Genomic DNA, 23,896 nt, shown 5'->3' with positions numbered 1-23,896 from the left:
GCTCAGCCGAGAACGTCCGCGAGGTCGAACTTCATCGGCTCCTCGAGCTGATCATAGGTGCACGACTCCGGCTCCCGGTCCGGTCGCCAGCGGCGGAACTGGGCGCTGTGCCGGAAGCGCGTGCCCTCCATGTGGTCGTAGGCGACCTCGACGACCCGCTCCGGCCGCAGCGGCACGAAGGACAGGTCCTTGCCTGCGTTCCACCGGCTCTGCGCCCCGGGGAGCCGATCCTTCTCATGAGCGGCGGCGTCTCCCCAGTCGGCCCACGGGTGGTCCTCGCCGTCCGCGATGCGCAGCGGATCGAGTTCGACGACGAGCTCCCCGCGCCGCTTCATCGAGAACGACGAGGCCACTCCGACGTGCTGCAGGCGGCGCTCCTCGTTGTAGAGGCCGAGGAGCAGGGAGCCGACGACGCCGCCGGACTTGTGCCATCGGAAGCCGGCGAGCACGCAGTCGGCAGTGCGCTCGTGCTTCGTCTTGAGCATGAGCCGCTTGCCCGGCTGGTAGGTGAGGCTCAGCGGCTTGGAGACGACGCCGTCGAGGCCCGCGCCCTCGAAGAGATCGAGCCAGTCGCGAGCGGTTGCGGTGTCTCGGGTGGCCCGGGTGAGGTGAATCGGCCCGCGCGCCGTCCCGAACGCGTCCGTCAACCGACTCCTCCGCTCTGCCATCGCCAGGCCGGTGAGGTCCTCACTGCCGAGGGCGAGCAGGTCGAAGGCGACGAAGGACGCAGGCGTCTCCCGGGCCAGCAGCTGGACTCGCGAGTCGGCGGGATGGATGCGCTGGAGAAGGGACTCGAAGTCGAGCCGGCCGTCGGCGATGATGACGATCTCGCCGTCGACGACGCAGCGTTCGGGCAGCTGCGCGCGGAGGCTCTCGACCAGCTCCGGGAAGTACCGCGTCATGGGGCGCTCGTTGCGACTGCCGATCTCGACGTCGTCACCGTCCTTGAAGATGATGGCCCGGAAGCCGTCCCACTTGGGCTCGTAGAGGTACTCGCCGTCCGGCACGTCCTTGACGGACTTGGCCAGCATCGGCGCGACCGGCGGCAGCAGCGGAAGGTCCATGCTCCGACGATACTTCCCCCGGCTGCCGCCGAGCGAGAGCTTTCGGTCGGCAGCAGCGAGTGCCGGCCACCGGACGAGTGCCGGCCACCGGACGTGTGCCGTCCAGCGGATGAGCGCTGCCCAGCGGAACAGCGCTCACCGGCCGTCAGAACAGGGTGGCGATCCACCTCCGGGTGTCGGCCGGGTCGATGACGTCGTCGACGTCGAAGAGCATCGCCGCGGTCATCGCCCTGCCCTGCTCGTACGAGGCGGCGACGAGCTCCTCGTAACGGGCCTCGCGCTGCTGCAGGTCGTCGATCGTCGCCAGCTCCTTCGCGTACCCGAGCCTGACGGCTCCTTCGAGCCCCATCGGTCCGATCTCGCCGCTGGGCCAGGAGACGGTGAACCGCGTGGCGGCGAAGGATCCCGCAGTCATCGCCATCGCGCCGAGTCCGTAGCCCTTGCGGACGATCACCGCGCCGAACGGCACGGTGAGCCCGGCTCCGGTGGTGAACAGCCGCCCGAAGGTCTTCACCCCCGGTTCGTGCTCGGCTTCCGGTCCGACCATGAAGCCCGGGGTGTCGACGAACGACACCACGGGCAGCCCGTGGTACTCGGCGACCTCGAGCAGCTCGACGAAGGAGCGGGCGGCGTCGACGTCGATCGCCCCGCCGAGGTGGTGGTTGTCATTGGCGATGATGCCGATCGGCCGGCCGCTCACCCGGGCGAACCCGGTGATCGCACCGGGAGCGTACTCCGCCCGCAGCTCGAGGAAGCTGCCAGCATCCACCACGCTGCCGATGACCGCACGCATCTCGTAGGCCCGCAATCGGTCGCCGGGCACTGCTGCGCGGGCGAGCTCGGGGTCCGGCGCCTCGGCGTCGGCAGCGGGATGAGGCGCGAAATAGCCCAGATACTGCTGAGCCGTGCTGACTGCGGCGGCGTCATCGGCCACGAGGACGTCGATCGCTCCGCTGGCGGTGTGGACGTGAGCGGGTCCGATGTCCTCGGGAGCCCACCGACCGAGGCCACCGCCCTCGATCATCGCCGGGCCGCCCATCCCCAGGTTGACGTCCTCGGTCGCGATGATGACATCGCACAGGCCGGCGAGGGCGGCGTTGCCGGCGAAGCAGCGGCCGGAAGCGATGGCGATGAGCGGGACCCGGCCCCGGAGTGCTGCCAGCGCAGCGAAGGTGTGCACTTTGAGGTGAGCTCCGGGAGCGCGATCGGTGTCGCCGGGCCGTCCACCGCCGCCCTCTGCGAACAGCACGACCGGCAGGCCCTTCGCTCCGGCGAGCTGGATGAGGCGGTCGGTCTTGTCATGGTTGCGCGACCCCTGGGTGCCGGCCAGCACCATGTAGTCGTAGCTCATCACCACTGCTTCGCAGGGGCCGCTCGGGGTGTCGACCATTCCGATGCCGCCGATCAGCCCGTCACCGCTCGTGCGCGCGATGAGATCGGCGAGGGGGCGGCGGGCCGCCTGGGCCGCGATCACGAGCGGGCCGTACTCGACGAATGTGCCCGGCACGAGCAGGTCCTCCAGGTTCTCCCGCGCGGTCCTGCGCCCTCGCTCGCGGATCTTCGCCACGGCGTCCGGTCTGGCGGCGTCGAGCACCTGTTCGTGCCGCTCGATGACCTCATCGACCAGCGGGTGGGCGAGCTGCTCGCCGGCGGCGGCTGCCTGCGCGCCGGTGTCAGAGGTCAGGACAGCGAACACGGGCTGACCGGCGGTCACCGTGCGTCCGAGTTCGACCAGCGGCCGCGCGTGCGAGTGCGGCGGGGCCGGAATCGGGTGATGCATCTTCATCGCCTCGATGAGCCCCAGCTCACCGGGTCGGCTGTCGAGGGACACGACAGTGCCGCTCAGGGGCGCCGGGACCAGCTCCTCGCCGGGTCGCAGCGCGATCCCCGCCCCGCTGCTGCCGTTGCCCGACGCGCGGTGCTTCCCACTGCCCCGTGGATCACCGGCCTGCCCGCCCCGGCCCCGCATCGCGGGTTCGGTGTGCTCGCCGCCGCGGGCGCCCGTCGCGGCACCATCTGCCGCTGCCCGCTCCGCGGCGAGCGCGATGCGGCGGTCACGCACCTCGCCGAGGTGTTCGTCGAGCCACCGGGTGTGCGGCGCCGCATCCCCCTCCCGGGAGCCGGAGAGTTCGAGGACTGCGGCGAGGAAGTCGGCGTTCGACTCGATTCCCGCACCGCTGAACTCCCGCAGAGCGGCCCGCAGGCGGCGCCGCGCCGTCGGGAGGTCCGGGCCGTGCGCGATGATCTTGGCCAGCAGCGTGTCGTACAGGGTGCCCACTTCGACACCGCTGCGCACCCAGGTGTCGATGCGGATGCCGGCCCCGGTCGGCAGATCCAGGCGCTCCAGCGTGCCGGCGCTCGGAGCCGGAGTGCCGTCGGCGCCGACGGTCTCGGCGCACACGCGTGCCTCGACGGCGACTCCCGATTCGGGGATCGAGTCCGCCTCGGGCAGTCCGCGCTCGGAGAGCTCCTCCCCCAGCCCGAGTGCGATCTGCAGCGCGACGAGATCGAGCCCGGTGACCGCCTCGGTGACGGTGTGCTCCACCTGGATGCGGGGGTTGACCTCCAGCAGCACCCAGTCATCGCCGTCGACGAGGAATTCCACCGTCGCCAGCGACACGTAGTGCATCGAATCGAGCAGCCTCTCGGCCGCGTGGCGCAGGTCACGCCGCAGTTCGGGGGAGATGCCCGGTGCCGGTGCGATCTCGATGACCTTCTGCCGCCTGCGCTGCAGGGAGCAGTCCCGGTCGCCGAGCACGCGCACGCCGTCGGGCGTGCCGATGCACTGGACCTCGATGTGACGGGCTCGGGGCAGCCAGGTCTCGGCGAACACCCGGGCGTCTCCGAACCCGCGCTCCGCCTCGGTCCGGCAGCGGTCGATGACGGCCGGCACCTCCGCGGGATCGGTCACCAGGGCGATGCCTCGCCCGCCGCCCCCGGCTACGGCCTTGATCGCGATGCCTGCCGGATGCCTCGCCAGCAGCCGGAGGGCGTCCTCGGGGCATTCGAGGACGCCGGTCGACTCCGGGACCGGGATGCCCAGGGAGGCCGCTCGCTCCTTCGTCGCCGTCTTCGCCCCGGCGAGCTCGAGCGCCTCGGGAGAGGGCCCGAGGAAGCCGAGACCCGCCTCGTGGCAGGCGCGGGCGAACTCGGGTGACTCGGCGAGGAAGCCGTAGCCCGGGTGGATGAGATCGGCGCCCTCCTCGACCGCTGCGGCGATGAGCTGCAGGATGTCCAGGTAGGCCTGCGAGCCGACGCCGCGCAGCTCCACCGCGGAGTCGGCGAGGTGCACGTGCAGGCTGTCGGCGTCGTCGGCCGGGTGCACCGCCACGGTCCGCAGTCCCATGTCCTCGGCGGTGCGGATGATGCGGACCGCGATCTCTCCGCGGTTGGCGACCAGCAGCGTTCTCATGTCCGAGTCGAACCGCTCATGCCTGCTCGCCGGGGTCGGCCGGACCGGTCGCTGCCGGCTGCGGCGCTGCCTGCTCGGTTCCCACCCTGCGCATCTCCCTGCGCAGGATCTTGCCCGAGGCGGTCTTGGGCAGGGCATCGATGAAGTTGACCTGGCGCGGTGCCTTGTAGGAGGCGAGGTGCTCGCGGCAGTGGGCGATGATCTCCTCCTCCGTCACCTGCGCGGCCTGCTGCAGGCTCACGAACGCGACGACGCTCTCACCGCGATATTCGTCCGGCACGCCGACGACAGCTGCTTCGAGGACGGCGGGGTGGGTGTAGAGGACGTCCTCGACCTCGCGCGGCCAGACCTTGAAGCCCGACGCGTTGATCATGTCCTTCTTCCGGTCGACGATGTACACCCAGCCGTCCTCGTCCATGAAGCCCACGTCACCGGTCCGGAGCTCCCCGTCGGGGATCTCCGAGGCGGTCGCCTCGGGATTGTTGATGTACTCCGGAGACACCATCGGGCCGCGCACGCAGATCTCACCGACTTCGTTCGGGCCGACCTCGGTGCCGCTCTCGTCGCGGATCCTGACCATCACGCTCGACAGCGGCAGCCCGCAGGACAGGTTTCCGCTGTCGGGGTCGACGGGGGCGCGCAGGTGGCGGGGCACCACGACGCACTGCGCGGTGGTCTCGGTCAGGCCGTAGCCCTGGCCGATGTAGTGGCCGGTGCGCTCTTCGAACTTGGCCACGATCGCCTCCGGCAGCGGCGCACCGCCGGACATGATCGAGGTGAAGGAGTCGAACGCGTCCGAGGTGAAGTCGGGGTGGGCCAGCAGCGCCATGTAGGCAGTCGCCGGGCCCGCCATGTACTGAGGTCTGTCGGTGCGGAAGGTCGACAGGGCCGCACCCGGTTCGAACCGGTAGTTCATCGACAGGGCCGCCCCGCAGGCGACGGCCGCGAGGAACTGGCACACGAATCCGGTGATGTGGAAGACCGGGGCGAGGGTGAAGATCGTCGCGGTCTCGTCGAAGCCCTGGTAGTCGCGCAGCATCTGGGCGTTGACCGACAGCCCGCGGTGGGTGATGACCGCGCCCTTCGACCGGCCGGAGGTGCCCGAGGTGTATCCGATGATGCCGGCCGAATCGGGGGTCAGCTGCGGGGCGGGCGCGGACTTGCCGGCGTACTGCTCGACCACGGCGGCGAAGTCGGAGCGGCCCGTGTCGTAGGAATCCTGGAACTTCCCGAAGATCCGGTCGTCCCCGTCGACCTGATAGTCCTTCTCGTTGCAGGTGACGACGATCTCGAGGCCCGAGGCGTGGGGCCGGACCCGGTCGAGATAGGCGGCGGCGGAGACCACGAGGGCTTTGACCTCGGCATCCGAGAACACGTGGTCGAGCTCGTCGCGGTACATCGGGTTGAGCGGGACGACGATGCCGCCGGCCTTCCAGGCGCCGAAGACCGCGATCGAGTAGTGGGGAACGTTCTGCAGGTAGACGCCCAGCCGGTCGCCCGCCTCGAATCCCTGATCGACCAGGTAGGCCGCGAAGGCGTCGGTCATCCTGTCGAGCTCACGCCAGGTGGGCTCGAAGCCGTAGTACTTGATGGCCGGCCGGTCGGGGAAGTTCTCGACAGCGCGGTCGAACAGCGCCAGGGTGGTGGTCTCCTCGATCGGCTCGAGGAGCACCTCGTGCCCGCCGGCGGCGGCAGTCTGCAGCCAGGGTCGTTCGTCGAAAAAGCTCATGTTCCTCGTCCTTCACGTCGCTGTGATGGTCGCCCGCAGGTGCTCGGCGCACCGTCGGGTGCGGGACAGGGCGTTTCGCCCTGTCCCGCGGTGGGCCGGGTCAGGCCACTTCGAACAGGCCGGCGGCGCCCATGCCGCCGCCGATGCACATGGTCACGACAACGTACTTGACGCCGCGCCGCCGGCCCTCGATGAGGGCGTGGCCGACGAGGCGCGCGCCGGTCATGCCGTAGGGGTGGCCGATCGAGATGCCGCCACCGTTGACGTTGTACTTCTCCGGGTCGATGCCGAGCCGGTCGCGGCAGTACAGCGCCTGCACCGCGAAGGCCTCGTTGAGCTCCCAGAGTCCGATGTCATCGACCGTCAGTCCGTGCTTCTGAAGCAGCTTCGGGATCGCGAACACCGGCCCGATCCCCATCTCCTCCGGCCCGCAGCCGGCCACAGCGATTCCCCGGTAGATGCCCAGCGGCTCGAGACCGCGGCGGGAGGCCTCCGCGTCCGACATCAGCACCGAGGCCGAGGCGCCGTCCGACAGCTGCGAGGCGTTGCCGGCCGTGACGGTCGGGTTCTGCGAGGCCACTCCGGGCGCGAGCACCGGCTGCAGCTGGGTGAGCCCCTCCAGCGTGGTCTGCGGGCGGTTGCCCTCGTCCTTCGTCAAGGTGACCTCCTGCTCGGAGGTCTCCTTGGTCGCCTTGTCGACGACGATCTGCACCGAGGGCAGCGGCACGACCTCGTCGTCGAGCCGGCCCGCCGCCTGCGCGGCGGCCGTGCGCATCTGGGACTGGAATGCGTACTCGTCCTGGGCGTCGCGTGACACCTGGTACCGCTCGGCGACCACCTCGGCGGTGTTGAGCATCGGCAGATAGATCTCCGGGATGTGCTCGACCAGCCACGGATCCTGCGCGCGGTAGTTGTTGGCCTTGTCGTTCTGCACCAGGGAGATCGACTCCACACCGCCGCCGACGGCGATGTCCATGCCGTCGTGGATGATCTGCTTGGCGGCGGTCGCGATCGCCATCAGGCCGGAGGAGCACTGGCGGTCCATGGTCATCCCGGAGACCGTGACGGGAAGACCCGCCCGCAGCAGCGCCTGCCGGGCGACGTTGCCGCCCTGGCTGCCCTGCTGGATCGCCGCGCCGAGGATGACGTCCTCGACCTCGCCGCCTTCGAGCCCGGCACGCTGGACGGCGTGCTTGATCGCGTGCCCGGCCAGCTCCTGCGCCTGGGTGTTGTTGAATGCGCCGCGATAGGCCTTGCCGATCGGCGTGCGCGCTGTCGAAACGATCACTGCGTCTGTCATCTCAGTCCTTCGTGTTCAGGGGGTCGGTGGTGGTGCGGTCGGCAGACGACCGGAACAGCCGGCTCAGGCCGTCGGCAGATCGATGAGCGGCGCGAGCTGCTGCCGCTGGCGCCGGGAGTGCCCGAGGATCTGCTCGTCGGCCTTCGCCCGCTTGAGGTAGAGGTGCAGCGGGTACTCCCAGGTCATGCCGTTTCCGCCGTGCAGCTGCACGGCCTCCTCGGCGGCGTGGACGGCTGCGGTGGAGGCGTAGGACCCCGCCACCAGCGAGCACAGCTCGGCCTCGTCCGGCAGCTCCTCCCCTGCCTCGGAGGCAGCGGCAGTGCGCGCGGCGAAGATGGCAGCGGCGCCGGCCTGGGACACCTCGAGCCACAGGTCGGCCAGGCGGTGCTTGACCGCCTGGAAGGAGCCGATGGTCCGGCCGAACTGGCGGCGGCCCTTGACGTACTCGAGCGTGAGATCGAAGGCGCGCTGAGCGAGGCCGGCCTGTTCGGCCGCCAGCACGGTGCGTCCCAGGATCTCCGCCGCGCGGACAGCAGCGGCGGCGTCCAGCCCGTGGCCGAGGACTTCGGCCGGCGCGTGGGTGAAGCTCAGGTCGGCGAGCTGGCGGCTCTGGTCGAAGCCGAGGAACGGCTCCGCCTGCACGTGCTCGGCAGAGACCCGCACCACGACGGTGTCGACGCCCTCGCCCGCGACGACCAGGTAGTCGTCCGCTCCCACGCCGTCGATCACGCCGGGCACGGTGCCGCTCACGGTCGCGCTGCCGCCTTCCACCGCGATCTCGATGCCGGAGTCGATCCGAGCGGCGGTCGCGGGGAACGCGATCGCGGCGAAGCGCTCACCAGCGGTGAGCCCGGCGAGCAGCGACTGGGCCTTGAGATGCACTGCGAGCGTTGTGGCCAGCACCGCCGAGGACAGGAATCGGACCGGGGCGACGGCCCGTCCGATCTCCTCGCTCACGACGGCCGCCTCGGACGCCGAGGCGCCGGCTCCACCGAGCTCCTCGGGCACCAGCAGCGCGGCAAGACCGAGTTCCTGAGCCCAGGCGCGGTCGAGCTTCGAGGTGTCCGCAGTCGGATCGTCGTAGAGTCCGGCCACGAATTCCGCGCTGGATTCGGCTTCGAACAGTCGGCGGACGCTGGCACGCAGGTCCTCTTCGTGCTCGCGGGGCAGCAGATCGATATCAGTCATTTCGGCAGGTCCTTGAATGCCACGTCCTTGTCGACCCGGTGTTCACCGGGCAGCCCGAGGACTCGTTCGGAGATGATGTTGCGGATGATCTCGCTGGTGCCGCCCTCGATGGAGTTGCCCTTGGCGCGCAGATAGCGGTATCCGGGGATGCGCCCGATCATCGAGTACTCGCTCGGTCGGCGCATCGCATAGGTGTCGTAGCGCAGCCCGTCGACCCCGGTCATCTGCAGCTCCAGACCGGTGAGCTCATGGTTGTTGCGCGCGAACGACAGCTTGGCGCCCGACCCCTCGGGTCCGGGCTGGCCGGCGGCGAGCTTCTGGCTCAGCCGCTCCCCCATCATCCGCGCCACCTCGACCTCGACCCACAGGCGGACGAGCTCGTCGTGCAGCAGCGGGTCGCGGTACTCCGGGTTGGCGCGCCAGGCACCGGCGACCACGCCGATCATGCCGCCCTCACGAGGAGTGCCGCCCCCGATCGCCACGCGCTCGTTGTTGAGCGTCGTGTTGGCCACCTTCCAGCCCTGGCCGAGCTCGCCGAGCAGGTTGGCCTCCGGCACCTCGACATCGGTGAGGAAGACCTCGTTGAACTCCGCCTCGCCGGTGATCTGCCGCAGTCCGCGGACTTCGACTCCCGGTGCGTGCATGTCGAGCAGGAAGTAGCTCAGGCCCTGGTGCTTGGGCACGCTCGGGTCGGTGCGCGCGACGAGGATCGCCATGTCGGCGTTCTGCGCACCGGAGGTCCACACCTTCTGCCCGGTGACGCGGAACCCGTCGCCATTCCGGACGGCGCGGGTGGCGACTGCGGCGAGATCCGATCCGGCGCCCGGCTCGCTGAAGAGCTGACAGAAGATCGTATCGAGAGTGTAGATGTCGCGCAGGATGAGCTTCTGCTCGGCAGTGCCGTAGGTGACGATGGTCGGGGCGGCCATGCCGAAGCCGATGGTGTTGCTGCCGCGCGGCGGTGTGCGCAGGCCGGCTTCGGCGACCTGCTGGGCGGCGTATTCGCGCAGACTGGTCGAGACGCCGAGCCCGCCGCAGCCCTCCGGGAAGTTCACCCAGGCGAGACCGTGATCGTAGAGGACCCCGTAGCGCTCGGAGTCGTTCATGGCATCCGTCGTCGCGGCGGCCGCGGCCGCCACTGCATCATCGATGCGCTGCTGCTCGGTGCTCAATTCTTCGGCCCTCCGGCGACGTAGATGACCTGACCGGACACGAAGCCTGCGCCCTCGCTGGCCAGGAATGATGCGGCGTGCGCAATGTCCTCGGGCTTGCCGGTGCGGGCGACCGGGATCTGCTTTGCGGCTCCCGCGGTGAAGTCCTCGAAGGACATACCGATCCGTTCGGCGGTGGCGCGGGTCATGTCGGTCTCGATGAAGCCGGGTGCGATGGCGTTCGCCGTCACCCCGAACTTCCCGAGCTCGATGGCGTAGGTCTTGGTCATGCCCTGGATCCCGGCCTTGGCGGCCGAGTAGTTCGCCTGCCCCCGGTTGCCGAGCGCCGAGGTCGACGACATCGAGATGATCCGCCCGAACTTCTCCTCGACCATGTGCTGCTGGCAGGCCTTGGTGACGAGGAAGTTGCCGGTGAGGTGGACTGCGAGCACGGCCTGGAACTCCGCGGCCGTCATCTTGAACAGCATGTTGTCCTTGATGATGCCGGCGTTGTTGACGAGCACGGTGGGCGGGCCGAGCTTCTCCGCGACGTCGCCGACGGCCTTGTCGACCGAGGCCTCGTCGGTGATGTCAGCACCGATCGCGAGCGCCTCTCCCCCGGCGGCGGTGATGCGCTCGGCGACCTCGGCCGCGTCCTCCTGCTTGAGGTCGATGACGGCGACCTTCATGCCGTCGGCGGCGAAGCGCTCGCTGATCGCCGCTCCGATTCCGCGTGCGCCGCCGGTGACGATCGCAGTGCGCTGGGTCATGTCTGTTCTCCTTGAGGTCGAACGGGAAGTGTGGGTGGGACCGCCGGCGCGTGCGGCGCCGGCGGCCGAGATCAGGCGGTGCGGTACTTCTTGAGCTCGCGGCGGGCGATCGACATCTTGTGGACTTCGTCCGGCCCGTCGACGATCCGCAGCGTGCGGGCGTGGGCGTACATCTCGGCCAGCGGGAAGTCGGCGGTCACGCCGCCGCCACCGTGGACCTGGATTGCGCGGTCGATGACCTTGAGTGCGGCCTGGGGTGCCGCGACCTTGATCTCCGAGATCAGGGTGCGGGCCTCCTTGTTGCCGACCTTGTCCATCATGTCCGCTGCGTGCAGGGTGAGCAGGCGGGCCTGGTCGATCTCGACCCGGGACTCGGCGATCCAGTCCTGGATGTTGGCCTTCTCGGACAGCTTCGAGCCGAACAGGACGCGCTCCTCGGCGCGCCGGCACAGCAGCTCCAGAGCACGCTCGGCAAGCCCGATGGCGCGCATGCAATGGTGGATGCGACCGGGCCCGAGGCGCGCCTGGCTGATCGCGAAGCCCTCGCCTTCGCCCTTGAGGACATCCTTGGCCTCGACGCGGACATTCTCGAAGTTCACGACGGCGTGGCCTTCACGGTCGTGGTAGCCGAAGACGGAGAGGTTGCGCTCGACGGTGACGCCGGGAGCGTCGATCGGCACGACCATCATCGACTGCTGGCGGTGCGTCTCCGTATTGGGATCCGTCTTGCCCATGACGATGAGGACCTTGATGAACGGGTGCATCCCGTTCGAGGTGAACCACTTGCGCCCGTTGAGGACGTAGCCGTCACCGTCCTTCTCCATCCGCAGTTCGATGTTGGTGGCGTCGGCGCTGGCCACCGCCGGCTCAGTCATCGCGAAGCCGGAGGCGATGGTGCCCTCCAGCAGCGGCTTCAGGTACTTCTCCTTGTGCTCCTCGGTGCCGAAGAGGGTGAAGACCTCCATGTTGCCCGTGTCGGGCGCGTTGCAGTTGGTGGCCTCCGGCGCGAGGTGGATCGAGCGGCCCATGATTTCTGCCAGCGGCGCATACTCGAGGTTCGACAGCCCCGGTCCCCAGTCCGGGTGAGGGTGGAAGAGATTCCACAGCCCCCGCTTCTTCGCCTCGACCTTGAGATCCTCGAGGATCTGGGGCTGGGTGTGAGGACTGGGGGCAGCGGCCATCTGCTCGTCGTGGACGGGCTCGGCCGGGTAGACGCACTCGTCCATGAAGGCCAGCAGGTCCTCGCGGTACTTCTTGGCGCGCTCGGTCTCTTCGAACATCATCACTCCTGTTGTGTGGGAAACCTGGGGTTCAGTGGGCAGCGGATTCGGCGAGGGTGCGCTGGTAGCGTCGCATTCCCCGCAGCCAGCGGTCGTAGTCGGAGCCCTTCATGCGGTACATCTCCAGCACCTCGGGATGCGGCAGGATGAGGAATGTCTCCGATTCGACGGCGGCCATCACAACGTCGGCGACGTCGGCGGGCTCGAGCACCTTGCCGGCGGAGGTGACGGCCCGGTTCGCGGTGCGATCGGCGTCCGAGTCCGCGGTCTCCCCGCCGCGCAGCAGCGGGGTGTTGACGCCCATCGGCGCCAGGCACGAGACTCGGATCCCGTCGTCGCCGTAGGTGACGCTGAGCCACTCGGCGAAGCCGATCGCTGCGTGCTTGGTCACGGAGTAGGCGGCCTGCCCGATCTGCGTCAGTAGTCCGGCCGCCGAGGCGGTGGACACGAAGTAGCCCTCCCCGCGCTGCTGCCAGCCGGGAATCAGCTGCTGCGCGGCGCGGATATGGGCGCGCACGTTGACGTCGAACGCCCGATCCCATTCCGCCTCGTCGCCGCTGAGCCCGGGAGGGCCGATGATTCCCGCGTTGGCGAAGTAGAGGTCGACGGGTCCCAGCTGCGCCTCCGCAGCCGCGAGCAGGTCCCGGATTCCGTCCGGGGCGGAGACATCGCCCTGCCACGCGGCCGCACCGATTTCCGCTCCGGCGTCGTGCACCCCCGAGGAGATGTCGGCGACCATGACGCGGGCGCCGCGCGCGGCAAGCGCCGTCGCGACTGCGCGGCCGATCCCGCTGGCTGCTCCAGTGACGACGGCTGTCTTCTCGCGTACTTCCATGTGGCTCCTCCAGTCGGCTCGGAGACGTCCTTGTGACCGAACTCACCACCCATTCATAGTTGAGATCGGATTCAGTTTCAAGTCGAGCCAAACAATCGTTCACTCATTGTGCCAGTGCCCGAGTGGTTCGCCGACTCGTCATCACGACGAGTCGTTGACACCCCGCCCGTCGATCGGCAGACTCGGACCCAGCGAATCTGACACCGGCGTCAATTCCTGAGACCCGCAGGCGTGCTGAGTCCGAAGCCGCCCCTGCCCGGCCTGCGAGAAGGACCAGTTGATGAACGAGCGCTCCTCCCCCCGCCGCCCCGAGCATCGACCGCCCGAGGCGGTGCCGATCGGAAGCAAGGGCCAGCGGACGCGTGCCGCCCTCATCGCCGCCGCCCGTTCGGTGTTCGCGGAGAAGGGCTACTTCGAGACGAAGCTCTCGGACATCACCGAGCGCGCCGGCTGCTCCACCGGGACCCTGTACACCTACTTCCGCAATCGCGAGGACGTGCTCACCGCCATCATCGAGGGCGCCCAGGAGCGAATGCTCACGTCACAGGCGCCCGGCGCGGAGCCGTTCGATCCGGTTGCCAGGATCGAACGCGCCAACCGCGAGTACATCGAGGCCTACCAGGAGAACGCCGATCTCATGGCCCTGATGGACCAGGTGTCGCACGTGGACGCCAGCATCCGCGAGCTGCGCCTCAGACGGGCCCGAGCCTTCTTCGAACGGAATGCCCGCAGCATCTCCGAGCTGCAGGAGCAGGGCCATGTTGACCCGAGTCTGGACCCTTACCTCCTCGCTCAGGCGCTGTCGGCGATGGTGAGCAGGCTGTGCTTCCACCTCTTTGTCGATGTCCCCGACGCTCGCTATCAGTCGGAGGACAGCCGTGAGGACCTCATCCGAACAGTATCGGTGCTGTGGACGAACGCGCTGGGTCTGCCCCGGTCATCCGATCTGCAGTGAGCGGATCAGCCTGCCTCGATGGTGTCGAACCGTGAGACGTCGCCTGCGCCGACCCGCCGCACCACCGGGTGGCCTTCGGTGAAGTCGACGACTGTCGTCGGGATGACTCCCGGGGTGCCCGAATCGACGATGAGATCGACGTCGTTGCCGATCGCGTCGCGCACCTCATCGGCACGCGTCAGCGGGTCGTCGTCGCCCGGCATCAGCAGGGTCGACGACAGGATCGGCTCGCCGACCTCGGTGACCAGGGCCAGCGCCGTGTTGTTCTGTGGGATCCGAGCCCCGACCGAGTTCTTCTTCGGGTGCAGCATCCGCCGCGGCACCTCCTTCGTGGCCTTCATGATGAAGGTGTACGGACCCGGCGTCAGCGACTTGATCGTGCGGAAGGCCGCGTTGTCCACGATGACGAACTGTCCGAGCTGTGCGAAGTCCCGGCACATGAGGGTGAAATGGTGCTTCGAATCCAGCTTCCGGATGCGGATGATGGTCTCGATGCCCTTCTTGTTCCCCAGGGCGCAGCCGAGGGCGTAGCACGAATCGGTCGGGTAGACGACGAGCCCGCCGGCGGAGATCACTTCCGCGACTTTGCGGATGAGGCGCGGCTGCGGGTTGTCAGGATGGATCTCAACGATTTCTGCCATACGTCATGCTAACCCTGAAGATGGCGCCGATCACAGGGTGCGCGCGTCTCCTTCGGCTCCTCGTGCGGCCTGACCCGGGGCTGTTGCATCGGACGCCGCCGGGCTCACTGCCGTTGCATCATCGGACACCGCCGGGCCGACTGCTGCCGGACCCGTCGCCGTCACATCCGCGGACGGGTCGGAGGTCGCCGCATCCGAGTCGCGGCCGAGCCCGCTGCTGAACACCACTGCACGGGACGGCTCCAGTGTTCTGCGCCGATAGCGGGTGACCGGCAGGCCCGAGCCCGTCGACAGGTCCGAGGCGATGAGATTGTTGATCCAGCGCGCCTTTGGATCAGCGTCGACGAGCAGGGCCTTGAGCAGCAGCGTCGCCGGAAGCGCCAGCAGCGCGCCCATCCAGCCGAGCACCCAGTACCAGAACAGCAGCGACAGGAAGGACATGAACGGGGTGACGCCGACCGATTCGCCGGTGAACTTGGGCTGGATGATCGACTGGATGATGAAGTTGAGCACCGAGTACGCGGCGACGACCCAGAAGGCGTCCCACCACCCGCTGTCGATGAGTGCCATGATCGCCGGCGGGATCAGACCGATGAGGAACCCGACGTTGGGGATGTAGTTGGTCAGGAACGCCAGGACTCCCCACACGAGGGCCATCGGGACCCCGATGATCCACAGTGCTGCGATGTCGAGCACCGCGACGATGAGGCCGAAGATCGTGGCGACTACCCAGTACCGGCGAACACCTTGGGCGAAGGTGTGCATCGCCGTGGCGAATCGCGGGCGCACCCGTGAGGTGAGGTCCAGCCGGCGCGGGAAGGACATCGAGTCCACCGCGACGAAGAACACAGCCATCACGACCGTCACGAGCAAGGAGACCACGAGCGAGGCGTTCGACAGCACAGGCGCAAGAGTGGAGAAGATCGTGCCCACATCGAAGCTCGCCAGCTGCTCCTCGATCACTCCGCTCGTCACTCCCACCGTTGACAGCCAGGCGAGGATATCGGTGTAGGTCCGGGTGAGCTCGTCGACGTAGTCGGGAATCACCATGATGAGCTCGGCGATCGACCAGGCGGTCAGCCCGAAGAAGGCCACGATGACGATGAGCACCACGACGACCGTCACCATCGCGGCGATGAACCTCGGCGTGCGATGGGCGACGAGCCACCCCTGCAGCGGATACGCCACGATGACGAGGTTGATCGCCAGGAACACCGGCGCGATGATGTCCTGCAGGCCCTGGAAGAAATGCAGGGTGTAGGCGAGCCCGGCGATTCCCAGCACGACGAGGAGGAACCGCGGCCACGTCTCCGAGGAGCCCGTCGCCGACGACTCCGCCTGAAGGAGTGCCGGGTTGTGAACGGCCGCTGGGTCGCCGCCCGCGGAGCTCACCGCCGCTGCCTCTTCTCCCGGATCCGCATGCTGATCTCGATCGGGCTGCCCTCGAAGCCGAAGGTCTCCCGCAGTCGGCGTGTGATGTACCGACGGTACCCCGGATCGAGGAAGCCGGTCGTGAACAGCACGAACTTCGGCGGTCGGTTCGATGCCTGCGTGCCGAACAGGATCCGTGGCTGCTTGCCGCCGCGCACGGGATGCGGATTGGCGGCGACGAGCTCTCCGAGGAACGCGTTGAGTCGTCCGGTGGGAATGCGCGTGTCCCAGCTCTCGAGTGCCCGTTCCATCGCGGGAACCAGCCGCTCGGCGTGGCGACCGGTCCGGGCGGAGATGTTCACCCGCGGCGCCCAGTCGACGTGCTGCAGATCCTGTTCGATCTCGCGCTCGAGGAAGTGCCTGCGCTCGTCGTCCATGAGGTCCCACTTGTTGAACGCGAGCACGAGCGCCCGCCCCGCCTCGGTGACCATCTTGACGATGCGCACGTCCTGCTCGCTGAGCGGCTGGTCGGCCTCCAGCAGGACGACCGCGACCTCCGCACGCTCCAGCGCGGTCTGGGTGCGCAGCGCGGCGTAGAAGTCGGCGCCGGTGGCCTGCCGGGCACGCTTCCGGATGCCGGCGGTGTCCACGAAGCGCCATTGCCGTCCGCCGAGCTCCACGAGTTCGTCCACGGGGTCGCGGGTGGTGCCGGCGACGTTGTCCACCAGCACGCGCTCGCTGCCGACCAGCTTGTTGAGCAGGGAGGACTTCCCGACGTTGGGGCGCCCGACCAGAGCGACCCTGCGCGGGCCTCCGACCTCCTCCAGCGCCTCGACGCCGGACACCTCCGGGAGCACGTCGATCACGACGTCGAGCAGATCCGCGACTCCGCGGCCGTGCATCGCCGACACCGCATGCGGCTCGCCGAGGCCGAGGGACCACAGCTCGGCGGCCAGCAGCTCGCCGCGCTCGTCGTCGACCTTGTTGGCGACGAGCACAACCGGCTTGCGCGACCTGCGCAGCATGCGCACGATGTGCTCATCGGTGGCGGTGGGACCGGTCGTGGCATCTACCACGAAGACCACGGCGTCGGCGAGCTCGACGGCGATCTCCGCCTGCTCCGCGATGCGCGAGGCCATGCCCCTGGCGTCGATGTCCCAGCCGCCGGTGTCGACGAGCGTCAGCTGACGGCCGCTCCACTCGGCCGGATAGCTCACCCGGTCGCGGGTCACTCCCGGCACGTCCTCGACGACGGCCTCCCTGCGACCCAGGATCCGGTTGATCAGGGTCGACTTGCCGACGTTGGGCCGTCCGATGATCGCGAGCACCGGAGCCGGCCCGGTCCGGCCCGCCGCCCCCTCGCCGTCCTCGTACTCCGCGAGCAGCGCACGGTCCTCGTCCGCGAGCTCGTAGGTCTCGAGCCCGGCACGCAGCGATGCCGCCCGCTGCTCCGCCTCGGTGTCGGCGATCTCGGCCACACGCGCGGTGAGGTCCTCATCCGGCTGGGGAACGAACCGCTCGTCACCGCCAGGTCGCTCGTCACCGCCAGGCTGCTGATTCTCGGTCATACCCGTGCTCTCTCGACCAGGCCCATGACCGCTTCCACGGACTGGGCGAAATCGATGTCGGTGGTGTCCAGGGTGTGGACGCCGTCGGCTGCGGTGAGGAAGCTCGTCGTCTTCGAGTCCTTCGCATCGCGGTCGGCGACCTGCGCCCGGGTGGCCGCGACGGCGGCCTCGTCGGCGGTGCCGTGGAGCTCCTTCGAGCGCCGGGCGATCCTGACGCTCTCGTCGGCGATCATGAGGATCCGGACCTCGGCCTCCGGTGCGACCACGGTGGTGATGTCCCGCCCTTCGACGACGATCCCATCGGCTGCCGCGGCGATGATCGCGCGCTGCAGCTCGATGAGCTCGTCGCGGGCGTCCTGGACCGAGGAGACGAGCTGTGCGTTCTCGGACACCTCCGTGGTGCGGATCTCCGCGGTGACGTCGATCCCGTCGACGCTGATCTCCTCGTGGTCGGGGTCGGTGGAGATCTCGAGGTCCGCCCCACGCACCAGCTCGACCACATCACCTGGATCGGTCACCCCCCGGTTGAGGCACAGCCAGACCATGGCGCGGTACATCGCCCCGGTGTCGAGGTAGCCGAAGCCCCAGCGCCGAGCAACCTCGCGGGACACGCTGGACTTCCCGACGCCGCTGGGCCCGTCGATCGCGATGACTGTCATTCTCGTCCTTCTTGTTCGATAGCAGCTTCAGGCACTCTCCAGCCGCGCTCCAGCAGCCCCTCGGTCAGGGTCAGCTGGGCGGCGGGGATCACGGAGATGTCCACGCTGCCCAGCCTAATGCCGGTGGCGTGGTCGATGCGGATGTCCTCGATGTTGACGCCCAGCTCGCCGACGTCGGCGAACAGCCTGCCGAGCGTGCCCGGCGTATCGTCGACGACGACGGTCACCTCGGCGTACTTGGCGGGGGCGGCTCCGTGCTTGCCCGGAATCCGGTCGCGGCCCTCGTTGCCGGCCGCCAGCAGCGAGGCGATCGAGGCGAAGGCCCCGGGCGCCAGCTCCAAGGCATCGATCATTGTGTCGAGGTCGCCGCGGATCGCCGCGAGCACCTCGCGCACCTCGGCGGCGTTCCCCGTCAGGATCTGCGTCCACAGGCCCGGATCCGACGCGGCGATGCGCGTGACGTCGCGCAGTCCCTGCCCTGCCAGCCCGACGCCGTCGATGGGCATGTCCTTGAGCTGGGCGGCCATCAGCGATGCGAGGACCTGCGGGGCGTGGGACACGCGCGCGACCGAGGAGTCGTGGAAGTCCGGATCGAGGTGGATCACCGAGGCGCCCGTCGCCTCCGCGAGCGCAACCACCTGGGCCAGCCGTTCCGACGGGGTGTCCTCGTCGGAGCAGACCACCCAGGGCCGGGCGGCGAACAGGTCCTCGCGAGCCGCGATTGCGCCCGACTTCTCCCGGCCCGCCATCGGATGGCTGCCGATGTAGCGGTCGAGCTCGCGGGCGGTGGTCTGCTCGCGCACGCGCACGAGAATTGCGGTCTTGACGCTCGCGACGTCGGTCACCGTCGCCTCCGGCCAGCGTCGCAGCGCCTCGACGATGGTGGGCGCGGCGACATCGGGTGGCGTGGCGACCACGACGATCCCGGGGTCCTCCGGCTCGGCTGCGGTGCCGGCGCCCATGTCGGCGGCCAGGCGTCGGGCAGTCGGCGAGAGGTCCGCCAGGGTCACCTCGTAGCCGGCTCTGCGCAGCGCCAGGCCCAGCGAGGTGCCGAGCAGACCGGTGCCGATGACGTGCACGGCGGGACGGTTCACAGACCGACGGCTTCCATCAGCTTGCCGAGCTCGTCGGGGCGCAGCTCCCGCACCTTGCCCTGGCGCTGCTCGGCCAGCGCGATCGGACCGAACTGGGTGCGCACGAGGCGCTGGACGGGATTGCCGACCGCGTCGAGCATCCTCCGCACGATGCGGTTGCGACCGGAGTGGAGGACGATCTCGACGAGCGCGTAGCCGGGGGTCGAGTCGACCAGGCGGAACGAGTCGACGTGGGCGATGCCGTCGTCGAGCTCGATGCCGGACTTCAGCCGTGCGCCGACATCCCTGGCGACCGGTCCCCGCACTTCGGCGAGGTAGGTCTTGGACACCTCGTAGGAGGGATGGGTGAGCCGGTTGGAGAGCTCGCCGTCATTGGTGATCAGCAGCAGGCCTTCGGTCTCGGCGTCGAGGCGGCCGACATGGAACAGCCGCTCGGGCCGGTCGCGCAGGTAGTCCTGGAGACTCGGGCGGCCCTCGGGGTCCGACATCGCCGAGACGACCCCGGCGGGCTTGTTGAACGCGAGGTAGACCTTGCCGGTGTGAGTGGTGATCGGCATGGTGTCGACGGAGACGGACTGGGTCTCGGGGTCGATGCGGGTGCCGAGTTCGCGGACCGTGACGCCGTCGACCATGACGCGGCCATCGGCGATGAGCTGCTCGCAGGCGCGCCGCGAGCCCAGCCCGGCCTCGGCCAGCACCTTCTGCAGGCGCACGCCGTCGGGACGATGGGCGTCGGCGGTTGGCTGTCCGGACCGCTGGGCCCGCTGTCGCCGCGTGGGTCGTCGGGAGGGGTGTCCCGGGGAGCGCGGATCTTTGGCATTCATGGGGTCCATTCTCTCAAACTCCCGGGGGCAGATGTGACAGGCCGCCCGCATCGGTGCGCGACAGCCAATCCGTGCCGGAACGGGACGGCGGTCCGGGTCGGAACGGGGCCGGCAGCCCGCGCCGGAGCGGGACCGGCTCTCCGCCGGCCGACCCTCTGCAGGTCGCCTGTCAGTCGAGGGTCGGAACGTCCTCGCCGGCCGGCAGGAAGGGCGCGATGTCGGGCAGCTCGTCGAGGCTCTGCAGGCCCATCGACTCCAGGAACACGCGAGAGGTGACGAACTGCGCAGCGCCGGATGTCTCGTCGGTCCCGGCCTCGACGATCAGACCGCGCAGCAGGAGGGTGCGGACGACGCCGTCGACGTTGACGCCGCGGATGGCGGAGATCCGGGCGCGCGTCACCGGCTGCCGGTAGGCGATCACGGCCAGCGTCTCCAGCGCGGCCTGCGAGAGCTTGGCCGACTGCCCGGCGGTGACGAAGTCGCTGACGATCTCGTGGAACTCGGCCCGGGAGAAGAGCCGCCAGCCGCCGGCGACCTGCTTGAGCTCGAAGCCGCGCACGCGTCCGCCGCGGGCTCCGCCGTAGTCCGCGGCGAGCTCCTCCAGGGCCGCGGTCACATCCGCGGTGCCCAGCCCCAGCGCCTCGGCGAGCTCTGCCGGAGCGACCGGCTGGTCGGCGACCATGAGCACCGCCTCGATGCCGGCCAGCAGCTGCTCATCCATCCGCGGCCTCCCAGTGGTCCGCAGTGTCGAGCCCGACTGGTGCTGAGCCGCCGGGTCGGCCGGCAGCCGCGCGATCCGTTCCGCTCACCAGCAGGATGCCGAGCGGCTCGGACTGCTCCAGGCGGCAGAGCCCGGCCTTGAACAGCTCCAGCAGCGCCAGGAACCGCCCCACCACGACGAGGGTGTTCTCAGCGTCGGCGACCAGGGCCGTGAAGTCGATGGCCGCGTCGGCGCGCAGCCGCGACAGGATCAGCGACCGCTGCTCGGGAACGCTGACCTGGGGCAGGTGCAGATGCTCCAGGGAGACGGTGGGCGGCGTGTGGTCCCGCTGCAGGACCGTGGCGAACAGGGCGGCCAGCACCTCGGGCGTCGCAGTCATGATCAGCGGCGGCAGCGCCTCGGCGAACTGCGGTTCGAGCGGGACGGAGCGGGCGACGGCAGTCGCGGTCTCGGTCATCCGGGCGGCGAAGACCGCGGAGACCGACTTGTAGGCACGGTACTGGAGGAGCCGGGCGAACAGCAGGTCGCGGGCTTCGAGCAGCTCGAGGTCGACCTCGTCCTCGACCTCGCCGCTGGGCAGCAGCCGGGCGGTCTTGAGATCGAGCAGGGTCGCGGCGACCAGCAGGAAGTTCGACAGCTCGTCGAGCTCGGTGCGACCTCTGAGCGCGGAGACGTAGGCGAGGAATTCGTCCGTGACCTCCGACAGCGCGACCTCGGTGATATCGAGCCTGCGCCTGCTGATGAGTCCGAGCAGGAGATCGAAGGGTCCGGAGAAGTTCTCCAGCTCGACGACGAAGCTGCTGGAGCTCAGGGGGCTCCTCCGCGGGCCACGAGTTCCCTGGCCAGCCTGCGGTACGCCTCGGCGCCCGCGTGGGTCGGGGCGAAGGAGGTGATCGGCTCGGCGGCCACGGAGGCGTCGGGGAACTTGACGGTGCGGTTGATGACGGTGTCGAACACCTTGTCGTCGAAGGCCTCCACCACCCGGGCGATGACCTCCTGGGCGTGCAGGGTGCGGCCGTCGAACATCGTGGCGAGGATGCCGTCGATCTGCAGTCCGGGGTTCAGCCGGTCCTGGACCTTCTCGATCGTCTCGACCAGCAGCGCCACTCCGCGCAGCGCGAAGAACTGGGTCTCGAGCGGGATGATGACGCCGTGGGCAGCCGTCAGCGCGTTGACGGTGAGCAGGCCCAGCGAGGGCTGGCAGTCGATGAGCACGACGTCGTACTCCCCCGACACCTTTGCCAGGGCCCGTGCCAGCACCTGCTCGCGGGCCACCTCGTTGACCAGCTGCACCTCGGCGGCGGACAGGTCGATGTTGGCCGGCATGATGTCGATGTTCTCGACCCCGGAGGTCGAGATGACCTCGTGCGGGTCGAGCTTCGAGTTCATCAGCACGTTGTAGATGCTCAGGTCGATCTCGTAGGGGTTGATGCCGAGCCCCACCGACAGCGCACCCTGCGGATCGAAGTCCACGAGCAGGACCTTGCGCCCGTAGGCCGCCAGCGCGGCGCCGAGGTTGATCGCCGAGGTCGTCTTCCCGACTCCGCCCTTCTGATTGACCATGGCGATGATGCGAGCGGGCCCGTGCTGCGACAGCGGAGCGGGCTCCGGGTAATCCCTCACCGGACGCCCGGTCGGTCCCAGCTGCGCCTCGGTCCCGGGAATGTCCAGTTTCTGCTGCGAATCGGCCACGCGGATCGACACCTTTCTGTTGCTGAGATGCTGTCCAGCCTATCGCGCTCGCGGGTGTGATGTGGCATACACCTCGCGGAGAGTCTCGGAAGTCACGCGGGTGTAGATCTGCGTCGTCGTCACCGAGGAATGCCCCAGCAGCTCCTGCACCACCCGGATGTCCGCACCACCCTCGAGCAGGTGGGTGGCGAAGGAGTGGCGGAGCGTGTGCGGCGTGACGTGATCGGCCAGTCCTGCACCCGCGGCGGCGGTGCGGATGGTCTGCCACGCCGACTGCCGGCTGAGCCGGCCGCCGCGCTGGTTGAGGAACACGGCGCCCGCCCGCTCGGCAGCGCGAGCTCCCGAGGCGCGGGCAGCGCTCATCACCGGCCGTCCCCGCACCAGCCAGGACTCGAGCGCGGCTACGGCGTGGGAGCCGAGCGGCACCAGCCGCTCCTTGCTGCCTTTGCCGTAGAGGCGGGCGATCCGGGCGTCGAGGTCGAGGTCGTCGAGGTCGAGGCCGACGGCCTCACTGATCCGGGCACCGGTGGCGTAGAGGAACTCCAGGAGCGCCCCCGTGCGCAGCTCCGGCGGGCTGTCGCCGGTCACGGTGCCCAGCAGGCCCTCGACCTGGGCGATGCTCAGCGCCTTGGGCAGCCGCTCGGCGCCGCTCGGCGGGCGGATCTCGGCGGCGGGGTCATCGGGTGTCAGGCCCTCGGCATGGAGGAAGGCGTGCAGGCGCCGCACCGCGACCACGACTCGCGCCCGGCTGCGCACCGCGAGTCCGGCGTCGGCCAGTGTGGCCGTGAAGGTGCGGAGGTCCTCGGCGGTGACCGCGGTGAAGTCGGCAGTGTCCTGCTCCGACAGCCAGCTCAGGTACTTTGCGAGGTCGCGCGCATAGGCGTCGAGCGTGTTGAGCGACAGCCCGCGCTCGAGTTCGAGGTGGACGAGGTAGTCGGCAGTCGGTCGGAGCAGGCCCGCCGGCGCCTCCGGCAGCAGGTCTGCGCCGTGGCGGGCCATCTCAGCCGCGGCGGGCCGGCCAGGCGGCATCGGCGGGCCGCAGGCCGTCCCAGCCCCGCTGTCGAGCCAGCTCCGCCTGCAGGATCGCGATCACCGCGGTGGCGTTGGTGATCCTGCCGGCCACCACAGCCTCCTTCGCCTCGGCCAGCGGCACCCAGCGGGGCACGATCCCGTTCTCCTCGGCGTCCCGGGCGAACCGTTCGGCCTCGGGCACCTCGGCGACGTCGCGGGCGAGGAAGATCCGGAGCGTCTCGCTGAGACCTCCCGGGGAGGACAGCTGGTCGGCCAGCACGTTCCAGGTGGCCGCCCGCAGGTCGACCTCCTCGTGGAGCTCGCGCTGGGCCGTCAGGTGGGCCGGCTCACCGGCGACGTCGAGCAGTCCGGCGGGGACCTCCCACTCGCGAGCACGGATCGGATGACGGTACTGCTGGATCAGCATGATGCGGTCGTCCGGGTCGACCGCGGCAACGGCCACTGCTCCGGGGTGCTCGACGTAGTCGCGGGTGATCGGCTCGTCGGACTCCGGGAGGCGGAAGGTGTCCCGGACGACGTTCCACACGAGTCCGCGGTACACGATCTCGGTGCTGAGCATCTCCGGTTCGACGAACTCGTCGCGGATCATCGAGTCCTCGTCGCGGGCCAC

At 69.4% G+C, this 23,896-nt stretch carries 21 protein-coding genes; 1 reads left to right on the top strand and 20 read right to left on the bottom strand.

Going from position 1 to position 23,896, the window contains the following annotated elements; translation table 11 throughout:
• Positions 1–2 precede the first annotated feature (2 nt).
• The 9 genes from LXN01_RS02965 to LXN01_RS02925 form a co-directional block, all read right to left on the bottom strand.
• Positions 3–1,064: an ATP-dependent DNA ligase gene (locus LXN01_RS02965; protein ID WP_236863036.1), complete on the bottom strand. Its 1,062-nt coding sequence runs from the start codon at positions 1,062–1,064 to the stop codon at positions 3–5.
• A 145-nt stretch (positions 1,065–1,209) separates the two neighbouring features.
• A complete protein-coding gene (locus tag LXN01_RS02960; protein WP_236863035.1) occupies positions 1,210–4,476 on the bottom strand; it encodes an acetyl-CoA carboxylase family protein in 3,267 nt (1,088 codons plus the stop codon).
• Between the two features lie 16 nt (positions 4,477–4,492).
• Positions 4,493–6,205 carry a class I adenylate-forming enzyme family protein gene (locus LXN01_RS02955; RefSeq protein ID WP_236863034.1) on the bottom strand — a complete coding sequence of 571 codons (1,713 nt, stop codon included), beginning with the start codon at positions 6,203–6,205 and terminating at the stop codon, positions 4,493–4,495.
• A 100-nt stretch (positions 6,206–6,305) separates the two neighbouring features.
• A complete protein-coding gene (locus tag LXN01_RS02950) occupies positions 6,306–7,505 on the bottom strand; it encodes an acetyl-CoA C-acyltransferase (RefSeq protein ID WP_236863033.1) in 1,200 nt (399 codons plus the stop codon).
• Between the two features lie 63 nt (positions 7,506–7,568).
• Complete coding sequence (locus LXN01_RS02945) at positions 7,569–8,693, bottom strand: acyl-CoA dehydrogenase family protein (RefSeq protein WP_236863032.1); 1,125 nt, start codon at positions 8,691–8,693, stop codon at positions 7,569–7,571.
• On the bottom strand, positions 8,690–9,865 hold the full coding sequence (locus LXN01_RS02940) for an acyl-CoA dehydrogenase family protein (protein WP_236863031.1): 1,176 nt from the start codon (positions 9,863–9,865) through the stop codon (positions 8,690–8,692). Before LXN01_RS02940 ends, LXN01_RS02945 begins: the two co-directional genes overlap by 4 nt.
• Positions 9,862–10,614, bottom strand: a complete 753-nt coding sequence (locus tag LXN01_RS02935; protein ID WP_236863030.1) for an SDR family oxidoreductase — start codon at positions 10,612–10,614, stop codon at positions 9,862–9,864. Before LXN01_RS02935 ends, LXN01_RS02940 begins: the two co-directional genes overlap by 4 nt.
• Positions 10,615–10,685: 71 nt before the next feature.
• Positions 10,686–11,894: an acyl-CoA dehydrogenase family protein gene (locus tag LXN01_RS02930; RefSeq protein WP_236863140.1), complete on the bottom strand. Its 1,209-nt coding sequence runs from the start codon at positions 11,892–11,894 to the stop codon at positions 10,686–10,688.
• Positions 11,895–11,925: 31 nt separating this feature from the next.
• Positions 11,926–12,729, bottom strand: a complete 804-nt coding sequence (locus LXN01_RS02925; protein ID WP_236863029.1) for an SDR family oxidoreductase — start codon at positions 12,727–12,729, stop codon at positions 11,926–11,928.
• A 280-nt stretch (positions 12,730–13,009) separates the two neighbouring features.
• Here LXN01_RS02925 and LXN01_RS02920 point away from each other — a divergent pair, with 280 nt between their 5' ends.
• Complete coding sequence (locus tag LXN01_RS02920; RefSeq protein ID WP_236863028.1) at positions 13,010–13,684, top strand: TetR/AcrR family transcriptional regulator; 675 nt, start codon at positions 13,010–13,012, stop codon at positions 13,682–13,684.
• A 5-nt stretch (positions 13,685–13,689) separates the two neighbouring features.
• On the opposite strand, the gene LXN01_RS02915 is transcribed toward LXN01_RS02920, so the two are convergent.
• The 11 genes from LXN01_RS02915 to LXN01_RS02865 form a co-directional block, all read right to left on the bottom strand.
• Complete coding sequence (locus LXN01_RS02915; RefSeq protein ID WP_236863027.1) at positions 13,690–14,325, bottom strand: L-threonylcarbamoyladenylate synthase; 636 nt, start codon at positions 14,323–14,325, stop codon at positions 13,690–13,692.
• Positions 14,326–14,355: 30 nt separating this feature from the next.
• Positions 14,356–15,717 carry an AI-2E family transporter gene (locus LXN01_RS02910; RefSeq protein WP_236863026.1) on the bottom strand — a complete coding sequence of 454 codons (1,362 nt, stop codon included), beginning with the start codon at positions 15,715–15,717 and terminating at the stop codon, positions 14,356–14,358.
• Entirely contained in the window at positions 15,714–17,264 is a 1,551-nt protein-coding gene (gene der / locus LXN01_RS02905; protein WP_236863025.1) for a ribosome biogenesis GTPase Der, read from the bottom strand. The genes LXN01_RS02910 and der overlap by 4 nt, the downstream gene beginning before the upstream one ends.
• A complete protein-coding gene (gene cmk / locus LXN01_RS02900) occupies positions 17,261–17,923 on the bottom strand; it encodes a (d)CMP kinase (protein WP_236863024.1) in 663 nt (220 codons plus the stop codon). The genes der and cmk overlap by 4 nt, the downstream gene beginning before the upstream one ends.
• On the bottom strand, positions 17,920–19,017 hold the full coding sequence (locus tag LXN01_RS02895) for a prephenate dehydrogenase (RefSeq protein ID WP_236863023.1): 1,098 nt from the start codon (positions 19,015–19,017) through the stop codon (positions 17,920–17,922). Before LXN01_RS02895 ends, cmk begins: the two co-directional genes overlap by 4 nt.
• Complete coding sequence (locus LXN01_RS02890) at positions 19,014–19,841, bottom strand: pseudouridine synthase (RefSeq protein ID WP_336885221.1); 828 nt, start codon at positions 19,839–19,841, stop codon at positions 19,014–19,016. The genes LXN01_RS02895 and LXN01_RS02890 overlap by 4 nt, the downstream gene beginning before the upstream one ends.
• Positions 19,842–20,010: 169 nt before the next feature.
• Positions 20,011–20,562, bottom strand: coding sequence for an SMC-Scp complex subunit ScpB (gene scpB / locus LXN01_RS02885; RefSeq protein ID WP_236863022.1), 552 nt, complete (start codon positions 20,560–20,562; stop codon positions 20,011–20,013).
• Positions 20,555–21,268 carry a segregation and condensation protein A gene (locus LXN01_RS02880; RefSeq protein ID WP_236863139.1) on the bottom strand — a complete coding sequence of 238 codons (714 nt, stop codon included), beginning with the start codon at positions 21,266–21,268 and terminating at the stop codon, positions 20,555–20,557. The genes scpB and LXN01_RS02880 overlap by 8 nt, the downstream gene beginning before the upstream one ends.
• Positions 21,269–21,369: 101 nt before the next feature.
• On the bottom strand, positions 21,370–22,254 hold the full coding sequence (locus tag LXN01_RS02875) for a ParA family protein (protein WP_236863021.1): 885 nt from the start codon (positions 22,252–22,254) through the stop codon (positions 21,370–21,372).
• A gap of 39 nt (positions 22,255–22,293) precedes the next feature.
• Positions 22,294–23,253, bottom strand: a complete 960-nt coding sequence (gene xerD, locus LXN01_RS02870) for a site-specific tyrosine recombinase XerD (protein WP_236863020.1) — start codon at positions 23,251–23,253, stop codon at positions 22,294–22,296.
• Position 23,254: 1 nt separating this feature from the next.
• Complete coding sequence (locus LXN01_RS02865; protein ID WP_336885220.1) at positions 23,255–23,896, bottom strand: NUDIX domain-containing protein; 642 nt, start codon at positions 23,894–23,896, stop codon at positions 23,255–23,257.

Origin of the sequence: Brevibacterium daeguense (assembly GCF_021729135.1) — a bacterium.
GTDB classification, from domain to species: domain Bacteria; phylum Actinomycetota; class Actinomycetes; order Actinomycetales; family Brevibacteriaceae; genus Brevibacterium; species Brevibacterium daeguense.
This window is presented reverse-complemented; position numbering and strand designations above follow the sequence as displayed.

What these genes read in the sequence shown, in the direction of transcription:
- LXN01_RS02965 (WP_236863036.1), bottom strand. Translation starts at nt 1,064, where the DNA reads ATGGACCTTCCGCTGCTGCCGCCGGTCGCGCCGATGCTGGCCAAGTCC.
- LXN01_RS02960 (WP_236863035.1), bottom strand. Translation starts at nt 4,476, where the DNA reads ATGAGAACGCTGCTGGTCGCCAACCGCGGAGAGATCGCGGTCCGCATC.
- LXN01_RS02955 (WP_236863034.1), bottom strand. Translation starts at nt 6,205, where the DNA reads ATGAGCTTTTTCGACGAACGACCCTGGCTGCAGACTGCCGCCGCCGGC.
- LXN01_RS02950 (WP_236863033.1), bottom strand. Translation starts at nt 7,505, where the DNA reads ATGACAGACGCAGTGATCGTTTCGACAGCGCGCACGCCGATCGGCAAG.
- LXN01_RS02945 (WP_236863032.1), bottom strand. Translation starts at nt 8,693, where the DNA reads ATGACTGATATCGATCTGCTGCCCCGCGAGCACGAAGAGGACCTGCGT.
- LXN01_RS02935 (WP_236863030.1), bottom strand. Translation starts at nt 10,614, where the DNA reads ATGACCCAGCGCACTGCGATCGTCACCGGCGGCGCACGCGGAATCGGA.
- LXN01_RS02930 (WP_236863140.1), bottom strand. Translation starts at nt 11,894, where the DNA reads ATGTTCGAAGAGACCGAGCGCGCCAAGAAGTACCGCGAGGACCTGCTG.
- LXN01_RS02925 (WP_236863029.1), bottom strand. Translation starts at nt 12,729, where the DNA reads ATGGAAGTACGCGAGAAGACAGCCGTCGTCACTGGAGCAGCCAGCGGG.
- LXN01_RS02920 (WP_236863028.1), top strand. Translation starts at nt 13,010, where the DNA reads ATGAACGAGCGCTCCTCCCCCCGCCGCCCCGAGCATCGACCGCCCGAG.
- LXN01_RS02915 (WP_236863027.1), bottom strand. Translation starts at nt 14,325, where the DNA reads ATGGCAGAAATCGTTGAGATCCATCCTGACAACCCGCAGCCGCGCCTC.
- der (WP_236863025.1), bottom strand. Translation starts at nt 17,264, where the DNA reads ATGACCGAGAATCAGCAGCCTGGCGGTGACGAGCGACCTGGCGGTGAC.
- cmk (WP_236863024.1), bottom strand. Translation starts at nt 17,923, where the DNA reads ATGACAGTCATCGCGATCGACGGGCCCAGCGGCGTCGGGAAGTCCAGC.
- LXN01_RS02890 (WP_336885221.1), bottom strand. Translation starts at nt 19,841, where the DNA reads ATGAATGCCAAAGATCCGCGCTCCCCGGGACACCCCTCCCGACGACCC.
- scpB (WP_236863022.1), bottom strand. Translation starts at nt 20,562, where the DNA reads ATGGATGAGCAGCTGCTGGCCGGCATCGAGGCGGTGCTCATGGTCGCC.
- xerD (WP_236863020.1), bottom strand. Translation starts at nt 23,253, where the DNA reads ATGGCCCGCCACGGCGCAGACCTGCTGCCGGAGGCGCCGGCGGGCCTG.